This is a genomic window from Streptomyces sp. NBC_00299, assembly GCF_036173045.1.
GTDB lineage: Bacteria > Actinomycetota > Actinomycetes > Streptomycetales > Streptomycetaceae > Streptomyces > Streptomyces machairae.
In genome coordinates this window covers 2,178,837-2,194,133 of the sequence record NZ_CP108039.1, presented here as the reverse complement: position 1 = coordinate 2,194,133, position 15,297 = coordinate 2,178,837, and the positions used below count along the sequence as shown (strand labels likewise).

14 protein-coding genes are annotated in these 15,297 nt (G+C 70.2%); 7 read left to right on the top strand and 7 right to left on the bottom strand.

What is annotated here, in order from left to right; translation table 11 throughout:
- Positions 1 to 112: 112 nt before the first annotated feature.
- The 4 genes from OHT51_RS09530 to OHT51_RS09515 all read right to left on the bottom strand — a co-directional run bounded on the left by OHT51_RS09530 (position 113) and on the right by OHT51_RS09515 (position 3,498).
- Entirely contained in the window at positions 113 to 1,111 is a 999-nt protein-coding gene (locus OHT51_RS09530) for a substrate-binding domain-containing protein (RefSeq protein WP_328878484.1), read from the bottom strand.
- 242 nt (positions 1,112 to 1,353) lie between these two features.
- Positions 1,354 to 2,175, bottom strand: a complete 822-nt coding sequence (locus OHT51_RS09525) for an SAM-dependent methyltransferase (protein WP_328878483.1) — start codon at positions 2,173 to 2,175, stop codon at positions 1,354 to 1,356.
- A gap of 202 nt (positions 2,176 to 2,377) precedes the next feature.
- Positions 2,378 to 2,806, bottom strand: coding sequence for a DUF6114 domain-containing protein (locus tag OHT51_RS09520; RefSeq protein ID WP_328878482.1), 429 nt, complete (start codon positions 2,804 to 2,806; stop codon positions 2,378 to 2,380).
- Entirely contained in the window at positions 2,806 to 3,498 is a 693-nt protein-coding gene (locus tag OHT51_RS09515) for a DUF6230 family protein (protein WP_328878481.1), read from the bottom strand. Before OHT51_RS09515 ends, OHT51_RS09520 begins: the two co-directional genes overlap by 1 nt.
- A gap of 670 nt (positions 3,499 to 4,168) precedes the next feature.
- Here OHT51_RS09515 and OHT51_RS09510 point away from each other — a divergent pair.
- A complete protein-coding gene (locus tag OHT51_RS09510) occupies positions 4,169 to 4,810 on the top strand; it encodes a Tat pathway signal sequence domain protein (protein ID WP_328878480.1) in 642 nt (213 codons plus the stop codon).
- Between the two features lie 18 nt (positions 4,811 to 4,828).
- On the opposite strand, the gene OHT51_RS09505 is transcribed toward OHT51_RS09510, so the two are convergent.
- Entirely contained in the window at positions 4,829 to 5,773 is a 945-nt protein-coding gene (locus tag OHT51_RS09505) for a lytic polysaccharide monooxygenase auxiliary activity family 9 protein (protein ID WP_328884284.1), read from the bottom strand.
- Positions 5,774 to 6,196: 423 nt separating this feature from the next.
- Here OHT51_RS09505 and OHT51_RS09500 point away from each other — a divergent pair, with 423 nt between their 5' ends.
- Positions 6,197 to 7,999: a S8 family peptidase gene (locus OHT51_RS09500; protein WP_328878479.1), complete on the top strand. Its 1,803-nt coding sequence runs from the start codon at positions 6,197 to 6,199 to the stop codon at positions 7,997 to 7,999.
- Positions 8,000 to 8,119: 120 nt separating this feature from the next.
- Here OHT51_RS09500 and OHT51_RS09495 read toward each other — a convergent pair whose 3' ends face one another.
- On the bottom strand, positions 8,120 to 8,797 hold the full coding sequence (locus OHT51_RS09495; RefSeq protein WP_328878478.1) for a ScbR family autoregulator-binding transcription factor: 678 nt from the start codon (positions 8,795 to 8,797) through the stop codon (positions 8,120 to 8,122).
- 178 nt (positions 8,798 to 8,975) lie between these two features.
- Between OHT51_RS09495 and OHT51_RS09490 the strand changes: the two genes are divergently transcribed.
- The 3 genes from OHT51_RS09490 to OHT51_RS09480 all read left to right on the top strand — a co-directional run bounded on the left by OHT51_RS09490 (position 8,976) and on the right by OHT51_RS09480 (position 11,854).
- Entirely contained in the window at positions 8,976 to 9,917 is a 942-nt protein-coding gene (locus tag OHT51_RS09490; protein ID WP_328878477.1) for a ScbA/BarX family gamma-butyrolactone biosynthesis protein, read from the top strand.
- 70 nt (positions 9,918 to 9,987) lie between these two features.
- Complete coding sequence (locus tag OHT51_RS09485) at positions 9,988 to 10,644, top strand: ScbR family autoregulator-binding transcription factor (RefSeq protein WP_328878476.1); 657 nt, start codon at positions 9,988 to 9,990, stop codon at positions 10,642 to 10,644.
- 22 nt (positions 10,645 to 10,666) lie between these two features.
- Positions 10,667 to 11,854, top strand: a complete 1,188-nt coding sequence (locus tag OHT51_RS09480) for a damage-control phosphatase ARMT1 family protein (protein WP_328878475.1) — start codon at positions 10,667 to 10,669, stop codon at positions 11,852 to 11,854.
- 28 nt (positions 11,855 to 11,882) lie between these two features.
- On the opposite strand, the gene OHT51_RS09475 is transcribed toward OHT51_RS09480, so the two are convergent.
- Positions 11,883 to 13,154, bottom strand: a complete 1,272-nt coding sequence (locus OHT51_RS09475; protein ID WP_328878474.1) for a cytochrome P450 — start codon at positions 13,152 to 13,154, stop codon at positions 11,883 to 11,885.
- Positions 13,155 to 13,417: 263 nt separating this feature from the next.
- On the opposite strand from OHT51_RS09475, the gene OHT51_RS09470 reads away from it, so the two are divergent.
- Together OHT51_RS09470 and OHT51_RS09465 are read left to right on the top strand one after the other, a co-directional pair.
- Positions 13,418 to 14,326 (top strand): ABC transporter substrate-binding protein, encoded by a 909-nt coding sequence (locus tag OHT51_RS09470; protein WP_328878473.1) that lies wholly within the window; start codon positions 13,418 to 13,420, stop codon positions 14,324 to 14,326.
- A gap of 1 nt (position 14,327) precedes the next feature.
- Positions 14,328 to 15,113, top strand: a complete 786-nt coding sequence (locus OHT51_RS09465) for an ABC transporter permease (protein ID WP_328878472.1) — start codon at positions 14,328 to 14,330, stop codon at positions 15,111 to 15,113.
- The last annotated feature ends 184 nt before the right edge of the window (positions 15,114 to 15,297 follow it).

The window sequence follows — 15,297 nt, the reverse complement described above, 5'->3', positions numbered from 1 at the left end:
TGGGGGCGTGTCCGGTACGTCACAGGGGATGCGCTGGATGCTATCCGTACATGTGAGCGTACGTGTCACGCGTGACCGAATCTTTGGCGACACCGTCGGGGCAACTGTCCGGTCACCGGGTTCCGTTGGCGGCGAACCGCGAGACCGAGGCGATGTTCGCCCTGGTGACGAACGCCGGCCCGGTGAGGACGGGCGCCTCGCCACCGCCGAGGGTGTTGCCGTTGGTCCGGTACAGCCACAGCGAGTCCACCGCGAGATAGCCCTGCAGATACGGCTGCTGGTCGACCGCGAACTGCACGTCCCCGGCCTGGACCGCCTTGACCAGGTCCTTGTTGAGGTCGAAGGTCGCGACATGGGCCGTGGAGCCGGCCTCCTCGGCCGACTTCACCGCGGCCAGCGCGAACTGGGCGCCGTTCATGACGACTTCGTCGATGCTCGGGTCCTGTCTGAGCCGCGTCGCGACGGAGGCGGTCACCGCGTCCATGTCGGTGCCGTCCACATAGAGGTTCTCGGTATCGCCACCGAATGCCTTCTTCACGCCCGCACAGCGTGCCTCCAGGGCGACGTTGCCGCGCTCGTGGATGACGCACAGGGCGTGCTTGGCCCTGAGGTCGTCCAGCTTGTCGCCGACGGCCCGGCCCGCGACGCTCTCGTCCTGGCCGAAGTACCCGACCAGACCCGCGGACTGCCAGTCGTCCATACCGGAGTTGAGGCCGACCACCGGTATGCCGGCCGCCCGCGCCTGGGCGACGGGACCCGTCATCGCCGTCGGCTTGGCCAGGGTCACCGCGATGCCGTCGACCTTCTGGCTGATCGCGTCGCGCATCAAGGCGGCCTGGCCCGCCGGGTCGGAGTCGCCGGCGAAGGTCAGGTCGATGCCGTCCTTCGCGGCCGCTGCCTGGGCGCCCTTGTGTACCAGCTCCCAGAAGGCGTCGCCCTCGCCGCCGTGGGTGATGAGGGCGACCTTCAGTCCTGAGGAGCCGGCCGCGTCCGCGTCCGACGCCTCGTCGGTGTCGCCGCCGACGGCGGAGCAGCCGGCCAGCAGCAGACAGGCGGCGGCCGTGAGGGCCGCGACGCGAGTGAAAAAGAGGGAGGGGGGTGGGGTCTTCATGAGGGTGCGGCACCTCGCTGTGCGGCCGAGCCGTAGGAACGAACGAGAGGACGGCCGGTGTCGACCGGGGGTTCGCCGACCGGGTGAAACTCTCGCTGGGGCGGAGCCAATCGCGTGTGACCACCGGTAGTCAAGTGTGCAACAACAACGCGTGAGTTGTTGCTCCCACATCGTGATGAACCGCTGGCCGGAGGGTGGGCGGCCGACCGGTCCGCCCGCATTGCTTGCGCTCGCAAACCGGGTCAACCCGCCTTGCGGGCGAGTGCCCCGTACATGGCGATGTCCTCGTCACGGATCACCTCGGTGTCCGTGCCGTCCGGACGCCACTTGTGGACCTGGACGATGCCCGGCTCCACGTGGTCCAGACCGGTGAAGAACTCCCCGGCCTCGGCGCGGGTGCGCAGCCGCATCGGCATGCCCCGGGCCGCGTACTCCCGGGCGACCCGGCCGACCTCGTCCGGCGCGAACTCGGCGGTGCCGATGGACATCGCCAGGTAGCTCCCGGCGGGCAGCGGCTCCAGCAGCCGCCGCACGATCCCCACGGCGTCGTGCTCGTCCAGCACGAAGTGCACGATCGCGATCACGGTGAGCGCGACCGGCTCCCCGAGATCAAGGGTCTCGCGGAAGGCCGGGGCGTCGAGAATGGCCGCGGGGTCGCGCATGTCCGCCTCGACATACGCCGTCCTGCCCTCGGCGGTACCGGACATCAGCCCCTTCGACAGCGCGAGCACGAGCGGATCGTTGTCGACGTACACGACCCGGGCCCCGGGGGCCACCGACTGGGCGATCTCATGGATGTTGGGCGACGTCGGAATCCCGGTCCCGATGTCGAGGAACTGCCGTATCCCCGCCTCTGCGGCGAGATACCGCACGGCCCGGTTCATGAAGTCCCGGTTGGCCCGCATGTGAACGGGCAGCGCGGGCCACTCCCGCACCATGGCATCGCCCGCCTCCCGGTCGGCGGGGTAGTGGTCCTTGCCGCCGATGATGTAGTCGTAGATCCGGGCGGAGTGTGCGGTCTCGGTATCGATACGGTCGGCGGACACGGGGCCTCCGGGCAACATGGGCTTCGGGCTCGTTCACCTCGCAACTACCCGGGGAAGTCGGGGAGTTGGCGGTCAGTGCACCAACCTAGGGGCGCGGGGAACTGCGCGACCAGCCCATCACGCACTCGCACCCGCCGAACCTCACCGGACTCCTGCGGCGCTCCGGCGTCACGACTCCCGGCCGTAGGCCGGAGAACCCGGTTCAGGCGGGCTCCCCGGCCTACTGAACGCCCGTGACCGCAGTGCCCTCCCCCCGCCGCGGGCGCCGCCGCTGCCGCCGGCGCCTGGGATCCTGATCCGGAAGCCACCCAAAGGCAAGAGAGCTCCCCGCGACCCCCAGAACAAGCCCCACGAAGAAGCCCCCGAGGTTGGACGTGGGCCACGACCCCAGGGAAACCAGCACCCCCGTGATCGAGTAGAAGAGCCGCTGAGCCGGATTGAACAGGACCAGCAGCCCCAGCAGCAGCATCAGTGCCGGCAGCAGATACCCCGCCAGCCCCTGCATCCCGACATGAAGCACGACCTTCATGGACGCCTTCATCGTGAGCAGAATCTCCGCCCCGCCCAGAGCGAGCAGCACCCCGCCCCAGAACGGCCGGTCGGCCCGCCAACGACGGAAGGCCGACCGGAAACCCGCACGCTCACCCATCAGCAACCCTTGCTGCTGAAGCCGAGTTTCAGTCCGGGCAGCTTGAACACACCGGCTGTGGTGGCGTAGTTGGTCTGCCGCAGGTTCGCGATGCGCACGGTGTCCGCCTGCTGGCTGAAGACGCCGATCGGCCCCTTCACCCCGGCCTTGGTCAACGTGCTCGCGTCGTTGCCGATCTCGATGTTGTTGAACGCCGCGTCGCCCGAGAGCTCGGTCGAGTCGGTGGTCAGATCGCTCGCGGTCACCTTCTCCGCCCCGCTGCCCGCGGTGATGAGCAGGTTCGTACCGCCGAGGTCGACGCTCTGGCACAGCTTCGTGAGCGTCGCGTTCTTGATCGCGGACGTGATGATCAGTACCTGGCCGCCGGTGTCCCCCTCGTTGGGGCTGCCCGGCGCCATGTTGTCGAGTCCGCCGAACTGCTCGAACCCGGTGCCGTTGAGCTCGGTCGCGGTGACCGTGAAGGGCATGCCGGAGATCGCGAACTGCACGCCCAGCGCGCCCTCGGCGGTGAGCACCGCGAGGGCACCGGCGACCAGGGTGGCCGGCACGGCCATCACGGCGGCCCGGCGGGCCCGGACCCGCCCGCGTCTGGCGGGGCCGTCGGTGGTTTCGGACGCTGCTGGCACGGAACCGCTTTCCGGGTTCTCGGGGGTGTGGTCGGCGGACGAGGTGACGTCCGAGGACGAGGCCATAACTGCTCCCAGATGCAAAAGTGCGGGTAGGGCATCAGTGGCACGTTGTCCTGGCGCGGACAGCGCCCACGGCGCACGCCCCTCGCAACTCCCGGCGGATGCAAGGGCTTTCTCGTACTCCGCAGTAGCCAGCCCGGAAGTTACCGGTGGTTACACCCAAGGGTCAAGGCAGTTGTGGGAAAAGAGTGTTGATTGTGCGTCACCTGTGAGTTCTCTTGCCTCGTCGGCCCTGCGGAGGCTCACAAGGGCACCGACGAGATGCATCAACTCCCTTGCAACTCCTTGACGTTGACCGACACGCAGGTCTACAACTCTCCCTGGCTCCCCCTGGATCCGTGGCGCCGGATCCGCCGTCGCGTTGGCCCGAGGCCCGCGTTCCCGGACTTGATGTCCTTCACATCTCTGCGAGATCACTCCACGGCGCCGTCACGGTCGCTTCCCCCCTCGGTCCGTGCCGGCCGCCCTTCCCGCCCGGTCCGTCCGGAGCCCTCCCCACGGTCTCCGGCCGGCCACCGGTCGGCTGCCGTTGCCGGTCCGTGTCGTACGGAGAAGGCGTCACGGACCGGCAACGGCACACACCGACTCGCGAACGAGCCCCCACACCGAACCCCCTGAGCCGCGCAGCTGCCCTCAGGGCACACCCCCGCAACGAAAGTCGAGGTACACCCGCATGCGCGCACGCACCCTCCTCACCCTCGCCGGCACCGTCGCAGCCCTCGGGCTCGCCGTCCCCGCCTCGGCCGCCGACACCCCGGTACTGACCACCACCGACGGAGCGGCGGTCGCGGTCGGCGCCGTCCTCGACGCCAACCTGGCGAGCGGCACCGCCGCCACGTTCTACTCCAGCGCGACCGGCACCAGCGGCATCTCCTGCACCAAGTCGGCGTTCTCCGCCACCGTCACCGACAACCCCGCCGCCCCCGGCACCGCCATCGAGTCACTGACCTCCCACACCTTCGACACCAGCGGCTGCACCGCCAACGTCGCCGGTGTGCTCGGCGTCAGCGGCATCACCGTCGACAACCTGCCGTACACCACCAGCGTGTCCTCCGACGGCACCGTCACCGTGACCCCGGCCGCGGGCTCCGCCGTCCAGTCCACGGTCAAGCTGCGCACCCTGCTCGGCACCATCACCTGCGTCTACCAGGCGCCCAGCCTCTCCGGCACGGCGAGCAACGCCGACAACAGCATCGCCTTCACCAACCAGCCGTTCACCAAGACGTCCGGTTCGTCGCTGTGCTTCAGCAACGCCTACTTCACCGCCAAGTACGCCCCGGTGACCAGCTCGGGCCTCGCCGTCAACGTCAACTGACCGCCGTACGGCGGAGGTTCACCGCCGACGCAGACGCATGACCAGGGCGGCGCCGCCCGTGAGTACCAGCACCGCCGCGGCGCCGCCCGCCAGCACGGGGGTGGACGGCCCCGAGCCGGTGGTCGTGTCGGACGCCACCGGGGTGCTGTCGCTCTGGGGCTGTGCGGACGCCGGGTCCTGGGACGACGGCTGGGACGTGCGCTGCTCGGACACCGGCGGAGGGCTGCTGTCCGCGCGCTTCTCGCCGCCGCTCGGGGACGCTGTCGCGGAGCGCTCGGCCTTGCCCGGCGACGTCGTCACCGAGCCCTCGCCGCCCTGCTTCCTCGCCTGCGGGAACACCACGTCGGAGCACGAGTAGTAGGTGTCCGGCGTGCTGCTGTTCTGCCAGATCGTGTACAGCACATGCCGCCCGGTCCGGTCGGACGGCAGGGTCGCCCGGATCCGGTACGCCCCGTCCGTCAGCGCCGGGTCCTTCACCACCCCGAACGGCTGCTCCGCGAGGTCGGACCAGGCGAGCGGCTTCGCGGGGTCGTAGCCGGGTTTGGTGAGGTAGAGCTTGAAGGTGCCCGTGTGCGGGATCGTGGACACGTACCGCATCGTCAGGGTGGACCCCGGCGCGAGCCGCGTCGACGGCCAGTCGGCGCGGGCGAGGTCGAGGCCCCGGTAGGCGGGCAGTCCGCCGCTGCACAGCTGTCCGTCGGGGACGACCTGCCGGTCCCGGCCGTTCACGTTCGCGATCCGCAGGTTGTCCCAGGCCGTGAAGGGCGCGCCGTTCGCGGCGATCGCCGCCCGGCATGCCGACGTGGACGCGCTGCCGCCGTCGGGGGAGCAGGCGTACACGCGGCTGGTCGGATCCGTCGGCGCACCGTGCGCATGGGCCGGGCCCGCAGCCCACACCGTGAGCAGCAGCGGCGTCACGGCGGCAGCCGTCAGGGCGGTGCGGTGCGATCTCATCCAGGGCATCCGGGACATCCGGAACGTCTCCTCGGCCGGTGCGGAAGGGTCCTCGTGCAGTACGGGAAACCGGCCCGGCGCGTTCACTGCGTGATGAGTCGGGCAAAGTCCGCCAATACCGGTCAACCAGGCGACGTAGAGGGTGGGTTTCCGGCCGGATCGAGGGTTTCCCCTGTATCCGGATGACCAGCTCTTTGCCTATCGTTCGACCACAGCCGCCCCACAGGTAACCCCGAACGGGGCGTAGCTCGCGCCAGGCCGGCCGCCGCGCCCCGCACCACGCACTGCCCCACCTGCGTTCGTTGCACTGCCCCGCCTTGCCGTATTGCCCCCACCTGCCCACTCGGTGGACCCCCCGCCGCTTCGAGGACGAAGCGAATCGACCGCCGCTCCGCGCTGCCCGGAGTACGGCCGGCCACGAAAGGCAAGCTCTTGCGTACCTCCACACCCCTCAGACGGAAGCTGATATCCGTCGCCGCGGTCTCCGCCGCGCTCTTCACGGCCGCCACCACCACGGTCGCCGTGGCCCAGGATTCCCCCACCGAGGAAGCCGCCGCCCCCATCCCCGCGGCCCAGACCGAGGCCGCCCCCGGCACCACGGCCGAGCGCCTCATCGTCGGCTACAAGTCCGGCGCAGCCGAGGCCAAGTCGAACAAGGCCGCCGAGTCCGACGCCGCCGCCAAGGGCAAGGAGGCAGGCGAGGACCTCGACTTCCAGCGCCGCCTCGGCTCCGGCGCCGCCCTCGTCGACCTCGGCGAGAACCTGACCAGGACGGACGTCGCCGACGTCGTCGCCGAGTACCGGGCCGACCCGCAGGTCGCCTACGTCGTACCGGACCGGCTGAACAAGCCGCTGGCCACCCCCAACGACACCGAGTACGCCAAGCAGTGGGACCTGTTCGAGTCCACCGCGGGCATGAACGTGCCGGGCGCCTGGGACGTCACCACCGGCAGCGGTGTGACCGTCGCCGTCATCGACACCGGTTACGTCACCCACTCCGACCTCGGCGCCAACACCGTCGGCGGCTACGACTTCATCTCCGACACCGCGGTCTCCAACGACGGCAACGGCCGTGACAGCAACCCGGCCGACACGGGCGACTGGACCACCGACGGCCAGTGCGCCGCCGACTGGGAGGCCTCGACCTCCTCGTGGCACGGCACCCACGTCGCGGGCACCATCGCCGCGGTCACCAACAACGGCAAGGGCGTCGCGGGCATCGCCCACGGTGCGAAGGTCTCCCCGCTGCGGGTCCTCGGCCAGTGCGGCGGCTACGACTCCGACATCATCGACGCCATCACCTGGGCGTCCGGCGGTACGGTCTCCGGCGTCCCCGCCAACGCCAACGTCGCCAAGGTCATCAACATGAGCCTCGGCGGGGGCGGCGCCTGCACCACCGCGACCCAGAGCGCCATCAACGCCGCCGTGAACCGCGGCACCACGGTGGTCGTCGCGGCCGGCAACAGCAACGCCAACGCCGCCAACTACTCGCCGGCCAGCTGCAGCAACGTCATCAGCGTGGCGGCCGCCGACCGCCAGGGGAACCGCTCGTACTACTCCAACTACGGCTCGGTCGTCGACATCGCCGCTCCGGGCGGCGAGACCAACTCCGTCACGGCCAACGGCATCCTGTCCACGCTGAACTCCGGCGCCCAGGGCCCGTCCTCCGAGAGCTACGAGTACTACCAGGGCACCAGCATGGCCGCCCCGCACGTCGCGGGCCTGGCAGCGCTGATGAAGTCCGCCAACGCGTCGCTGACCCCGGCGCAGATCGAGTCCGCGATCAAGACCAACTCGCGTACTCTGCCGGGCACTTGCTCGGGCGGCTGCGGTGCCGGCCTGGCGGACGCGACCAAGACGGTGCAGGCGGTGAGCGGCGGCTCCACGGGGGGCACCACCTTCACCAGCACGTCCGCCGTGTCCATCCCGGACAACGGCTCCGCGATCGAGTCCTCCATCGCCGTCAGCGGCCGCAGCGGCAACGCCCCGTCGGCCCTCCAGGTCGGCGTGGACATCACCCACACCTACCGCGGTGACCTGGTCATCGACCTGGTCGCCCCGGACGGTTCGACGTACCGCCTGAAGTCCAGCTCCTCGGACTCCGCGGACAACGTCAGCACCACCTACACGGTGAACGCCTCGAGCGAGACCGCCAACGGCACCTGGAAGCTGCGCGTGCAGGACACGGCGGCCCAGGACACGGGCCGGCTCAACAGCTGGAAGCTGACCTTCTGAGCGAACGCGTACCACAAGCGGGCGGGCCGGCCGGCGCGGATGGGGCATCGGCCGGCCCGCCGTTCGTCAGGGCACCGACCGGAGTGACGGAAACCGTCACTCCGGTCGGTGGCTGTGTACTCAGCGTACGGACAGGTCCATGTCGTCCCACTCGACGCCGGCTTCGTCGAGGGCGGCCAGCACCCGGACCCCGCGGTCGGGCTCGCGGTCGATACCGGTCAGCAGCCCCGGCACCGCGACGCTCGGCAGGATGTGTCCCCACAGGACCGAGATCCGCTCCGCCAGGTCCTCCCGGTCGGTCAGCGCCAGGGACATCAACTGAAGCCCCGCGAACGCCCCGACCAGCAGCTCCACCGTCTGCCTCGGTACCACGGTGGGCAGCAACTCCCCCTGGTCACGGGCCTGTTCGAGCAGTCCGACCAGATGGTCCGCCCACTGCCGGAACGGCCCGGCATCGTCGACACCGGGCGGAGCGCTCTGGTCCACGGCCAGCCGCACGCTGCCCTTGAGCAGGGAGTTGCCGATCAGCCGCTGCCCGAACACGAAGGTCATGTCGACGAGTTCCTGCAGCTTGCACGGCTGCGGCGGCACCGCCCCGAACGGCATCTGCTCGTCCAGCACGGCCTGGGCGAGGGATTCCTTGGAGGGGAAGTGAAAATACAGGGCGCCCTTCGTGACCTCGGCCCGCTCCAGGACCATCGAGATGGTCGTTGCCGCGTACCCGTGCTCGTCGAAGACCGCGCCCGCGGCCTCCAGAATCACCCTCCGCGTTCTGATGGCGCGCTCCTGCCTCGCCATAACAGCCCCTCCGCTGCGCCGAGTCGACCTTGCGCCGGGCGTGCGCCGGAGCGGTTCGGGCACGGCCGGGCGACCCAAGGCCGCATTGAAAACAAACCGGTCGCCTCGTACTCTAACGCTCGCGGCACGGGCACCTCGCCGTTGTCAGCGCACACACGGGGGGACCCAAGGAGGGGACATGTCTCATCCGCGGCAACTCGCCACGACTCCGCTCACCGAGACCCCGGTGGCACCGGAAGGGCTGACCGCCACCGTACCTCGCCAGCTCGTCCACCGTGCCTCGGTCGCGGAAACGTTTCTCACCGGTGCGACCAGCACCGAAGCGGACCGGTTCACCGTCTTCGCCGAGTGGCCTCGCGCTCACCAGTTACACGTGTCGCCGGACCGGTCGGCATACGAGCCGCTGCTCGTCGCGGAAACCGTCCGCCAGGCCGGGACACTCATCGCGCACACCGCCTACGAGGTCCCGCTGGGCCACCAGTTCGTGCTCACGGAACTGCGGATCACCACGCGCCCCGAGTATCTGGCCATCGGCACCGCACCCGCCGCACCCGTCCTTCACATCACGGTCTCCGACGTCACCCGCCGCGGCGGCCGCCCGGCCGGATTCCGCTACGACGCGGAGATACGGCTCGGCGACCGACGCGTCGGCAGCGCACACGTGGCCGCCACCTGGACCAGCGCAGCCGTCTACCACCGACTGCGCGGCGGGCGCACCGCGGCCACCGTCTCCGTGCTGCCCCTCCCGCCGGGTCTGCCGCCCGCCGCCGTGGACCGCGCGCTGCCCGCGGACGTCGTCCTCGCGCCGGCCGAGGTCCCCGACCGCTGGCAGCTGCGAGTCGATACCGGCCATGCTGTTTTCTTTGATCACCCGCTCGATCATGTGCCCGGCATGCTGCTGCTGGAGGCCGTCCGCCAGGCCATACGTGCCCGGACCCGGAAGTCTCCCCGCAGGCCCGCTTCCTTCCATGCCGTCTTCCACCGGTACGCCGAACTCGACCTGCCTCTTTGGATCGAGGCCGTGGGTGATCCGGGCGCGCACGGCGCCGATGTGCAAGTCGTGGGACGGCAGGGAAAGTCGACGGTTTTCGAGTGCGGGGTGGGCATCGAGGAGGGCTGAGCTATCGTGTACGGGGAGTAAGAAACAAACGGCGCGACCCGTTCTTTTCCGGCCCAGGAGAGTTCAGCTGATGGCGAGGCAGTTACGAGCGGAACAGACCCGCACCACGATCCTCACGGCCGCCGCCGAACTGTTCGACCGTCACGGCTATGAATCGACCAGTCTCAGCGACATCGTTGAGCACGCCCAAGTCACCAAGGGCGCCCTGTACTTCCACTTCGCGGCGAAGGAAGACCTGGCCCAGGCCATCATGGAGCTCCAGTCCCACGCGTCGCGCCAGGTCGCCGCGGAGATGGACGGCAGGGGCTACACCTCGCTGGAGGCCCTGATACGCACGACGTTCGGCATCGCGCGGCTGTCCGTCGAGGGCCCCATCCCCAGGGCCGGCCTGCGCCTCGCCACCGGGGGAGTGGTGATACGGCCGCCTCTGCGGCACCCCTTCACCGAGCTGCTGGACATCACCACCCGCAAACTCGTCGGCGCCGCCAAGGAGTCCGACCTGCACCCGGACATCGACGCCGAGGCCGCGGCCAACTCGCTCGTGTGCTTCTTCGTCGGCACCCGGGTCGTCGGCCGCTCCCTCGAACCCGTCGCCCGCCAGCCCCGCAGGGTGGCAGAGATGTGGCACATCATGATCCGCGGTCTGGTCCCGGTGCCCCGCCGGGCCCGCTATCTCACGCTCGCGACACAGCTGGAACGGGAGATCAGAGCCGTGGGACACGCCTGACCCGCGCGATACGGTGAGGCGTATGCCCGAGAGCTCCGACACCCCGCCCGTGCCCGTGCTCCTCGGGAACGAACCCGGCTCGTTCCCGCACAGCGTCCTCGCCGAACGGCACCCCGCGATCATCCGGCAGGTACGGGAGTCCTTCCCGTACGGCCCCGAGCAGCACCGCGCGCTCGACGCGCTCCTCGCAAGCTGCACCAAGGGCGTGATCGAACCGCTGCCCGCCGACGCGCACGACCGGGACCGCTGGACGGCCTGGGACGCCGACGCGTACACCGGCCGGTCCTGGTTCGACGTACCGTGGCTGTGGTCGGAGAGCTACTTCTACCGCCAACTCCTCGAAGCCGTCGGATACTTCGCCCCCGGCCCCTGGCAAGGCATCGACCCCTTCCGCCCCTCCAAGACGGCCGAACTCGACGCGCCGGAGACGGACGAGGAGCTCGCCGCCCTCGACGACCTCGCGGACCGGCCCGCCGACGAGCAGGACGGGGCCCTGCTGCACGGCTCCCTGTGGGGCAACCGGGCCGACCTCGGCTTCCGCCTGTCGGCCGCACACGACGAGACCTCGTCGGACACCCCACCCCTCGTGGCCGACGACAGCGAGGTCCTCTGGTCCCTGCTCCCGCCCTCCGGCTCCGCCACCCTGTGTCTGATCGCCGACAACGCGGGCCGCGAACTCGTCCCCGACCTGCTCCTCATCGCCCGCCTCCTCACCCAGGGGCGGATCGGCCGGGCCGTCCTGCACATCAAGGCGTACCCGTACTACGTCTCCGACGCCACGCATGCCGACGTGCTCGACGCCCTGCGCCGGCTGACGGCGGCGCAGGGTGCGGCGGCTGCGTACGGCCAGGTCCTCTGGTCGGCGATGAAGGACGGCCGCCTCACCGTCCGCGCCCACCCCTTCTCGTGCGCCCCGCTGCCGTACGCGGCGATGCCCGGTGACCTCCGCGACGAGCTCGCCGCGGCCACGCTCACCCTCGTCAAGGGCGACCTCAACTACCGGCGTCTGGTGGGCGACCGCCTCTGGCCGCCGACCACGCCGTTCGCCGACGTCACCGCGTACTTCCCCGGTCCGGTGGCCGCCCTGCGCACCCTGAAGTCCGACGTGATCACCGGCCTGGACGCTCGTACCGAAGCGGCGCTGGTCGCGGCTGAGGGGCAGAAGTGGCGGACCGGCGGGACGCATGCGCTGATCCAAGTGCGGACGTGACGACCGCTCGCCATCGAATCGTTCCGGCTCAACTGATGTGCACCGGCAGTGACTTGAGCCCGTTGATGAAGTTCGACACCAGCCGCTTGGGCTCTCCAGCGGTCCTGAGGACGGGCAGCACGCGCAGCACCTCCCGGTAGAGCACCCGCAGCTGGAGCCGCGCGAAGTGGGCGCCCAGGCAGACGTGCGGGCCGTCGCCGAAGGACACGTGCGGGTTGGGCGTGCGGGACAGATCCAGCCGGTCGGGGTCGGCGAAGGACCGTTCGTCACGGTTGGCGGAGGCGTGGAAGACCACCACTTTGTCGCCCGCCCGGATGTGCCGGCCGGCCAGCTCGGTGTCCTGCGCCGCGGTGCGGCGGAAGGTGAGGACCGGGGGGTGCCAGCGCAGCAACTCGTCCACGGCGGACGGTAGTTCGACGTGGCCCGCGCGCAGTCGGTCGTACGACACCGGGTGCTCCGCCAGTGCCAGCAGCCCGCCCGGAGCCGCGCTGCGGACGGTGTCGTTGCCCGCGACCGTGAGCAGGAAGAAGAACATCTCCAGCTCGGGTCCGGCGAGTTCGGCATCGTGGGCGAGGGTGGTCATGACGTCGTCGTCGGGGTAGCGCCGCTTGTGCGCGGCCAGTTGCTGGGCGTACCCGAACATGTCCCCCAGCATGGCGGGCGACCGCGGATTGACCGGCCTGCCCTGCGCGTCCAGCACCGGGGTGCCCGCCTCGTCGGGGTCCTGGTAGCCGATGACGCGCTGCGTCCAGTGCAGCAGCAGCTTGCGGTCACCCTCCGGCACGCCCAGCAGGTCGGCGAGGTTGAGCAGGGCGTAGTCGTCGGTCACGGCGGCGACCAGATCGACGGTGCCGTCCGCCGCTCGGGCTGTCTCCAGGGCGTGCGCGAGGAGCGTGCGGGCGCGTGCCTGAGCGATCCTCGCGAAGCGGTTCACGCGACCGGGGGTGAAGGCCCGGCTCACCAGCCGCCTCAAGCGGCCGTGGCCCGGCGGATCCTGATTCAGCATCATGCGACGAATGAACGGCAGGTCGTCCGGGTCGGGGTCCCGGATCTGGGTGGCGCCGATGTACGAGGAGTACGTCGCCGAGTCCTTGAGTACGCGCACGACGTCGGCGTGCCGGGTCACCGCCCAGAACCCGGGTCCGGCCGGCCAGCCCAGCACCTCGGGCTCGTCCTGCCGGGAAACGGGGTGGTGGTCACGCAGGATGCGATAGGCGTCGTAGGGCACGCCGGTGGCGTACTGCCGGGGGTCGAAGACATCCGGGGCGTCGGGGACGGGGGGTGCGTGGCGGGACGTCACGCCTGCTCGCCTTCGTGCGGGCCGTCAGCGCGCACGGCGAACCACTTGTGGGCGCCTTCGCCGTGCAGCTCGCGCGGGAGCGTGAAGGAAGTCATGTGACCAAGGTGGCGTATCTCGGTGAAGACCGACAGATTGACGCGTCCGGGTTCCCGTGCTGTATGTGGTGATCATGACAAAAGCTTGCTAGTCATGTCGTCATGGCGTTACGTCAATTGCGCTCGGGAACGAGGACAGCCGCTGCCGCCGCGGCCACCCTCATACTGATGGCGGTCACGGCCTGCGGGGACGACGGTGACTCCGCGTCCGGCGCCGGCGGGCGGCAGACCGTCACGGTGGCCGCCCTGCCGCTGATCGACTGTGCCGCCCTCTACATCGCGCGGGACCGGGGCCTGTTCGAGAAGGAAGGCCTCGACGTCCGCATCCAGCAGATCCAGCAAAGTCTCCAGGCGCTGCCGGCCCTGGCCAAGGGCCAGATCGACATGGTCGCGAGCGCGAACTACGTCACCTATCTCCAGGCCCACGAGAAGGGCACCCTCGACATCCGGATCGTCGCCGAGGCCATCAGGGCCGCGCCGCGCATGATGGACGTGCTGGTGCCCGAGGACTCGGACATCAAGACCGTCGCCGACCTCAAGGGCAAGAAACTCGCGGTCAACGTCCTCAACAACGTCCAGTCGCTCACCTTCGACGAGATCCTGGAGAAGCAGGGTGTGGGCCGCCCCGACTACCGGGCGATTCCCTTCCCACAGATGGGCGCCGCCCTGGACAAGGGGCAGGTCGACGCCGTGCACGCGGTCGAGCCGTACGACAGCGCCATCCAGGACGAGTTGAAAGCCCGGGTCCTCATCGACGGTTCGTCCGCGCCCGTGGAGTCCATCCCCCTCAGCGGCTACATCAGCACGGGCAAGTACGCCGACGGGAACGGCAAGACGCTTGCCGCCTTCCAGCGGGCCATCAAGGCGGCCGTGCAGATCGCCGAGGAAGACCCGTCCGTCGTGCGCGACACCCTGCCGACGTACACCAAGGTGACCGGGAAGCAGGCCGAGTCGATCGATCTGCCCCTCTTCCCGTCCACCATGGATGCCACGCAGCTCACCCGGCTGACCGATCTCATGGAGAAGCAGGGGATGCTGAAGGAACCCATCGATCCGGCGACGCTGATGGTCAAGTGACGTGACGCTGAAAGCCCGTCAGGAGCAGGTCGTGCTGGGCACCTTGGGCGTGTTGCTGGCCTTCGGCGCCTGCGAGGCGGTCTCCCGTGCCGGTCTCGTGCGGCGCGACTATCTTCCGCCCGCCTCCGAAGTCCTGGTACGGGCGCTGGAGTTGGCGGGTGACCCGGTCTTCCTGGACGGCATCGGGGCCACGCTGCGCGCCTGGGTGCTCGGGCTGGGCCTCGCCTGCGCCATCGCCGTGCCGGTCGGGCTGCTCCTCGGGAGCGTGCCGGTCGTCGACGCCGCCGTACGCGCGATCGTCGAGTTCCTGCGGCCGCTGCCGTCCGTCGCGCTGATCCCGCTGGTCTCCCTTCTCCTCGGCTCGGGCACCGAGACCAAGGTCGCGCTGGTGACGTACGCGTCGGTCTGGCCGATCCTCTTCAACACCATCTACGGCCTCGGCGAGACCGACCCCCTGGCCAAGGACACCCTTCGCAGCTTCGGCTTCGGCCGCCTCGCCGTCCTCCTGCGCGTCGAACTGCCCGGCACGGCCCCCTTCATCGCCGCCGGCATCCGCATCTCGGCGGCGGTCGCCCTCACCCTGGCCGTCGCCACGGAGATCCTCTCCGGTTTCGGCGAAGGTCTCGGCATCTTCATCGCCCAGGCAGGACTGGCCACGGACGGTACGCGGGACGTGCTGGCGGGAGTGGTGTGGGCGGGCGTGCTGGGGCTGGTCATCAACGGGGTGCTGGTGTGGGGCGAGCGGAGACTGTTTCCGTGGACGCCGGGGCGGCGGGGTGTGGGGTGAACGGGGCGTGGGGTGAGCGGGGCGTGCGGTGGCGGGCGTCGGGTGCGGTGAATCGGGGGCGGGAGGACGTTGTGCGGACGGCTGTGGGGTGGGCGGTCGTGGGGTGGATGGCTGTGGGGTGGGCGGTCGTGGGGTGGATGGCTGTGGGGTGGCGGTCGTGGGGTGGACGGCTGTGGGGTGAGTG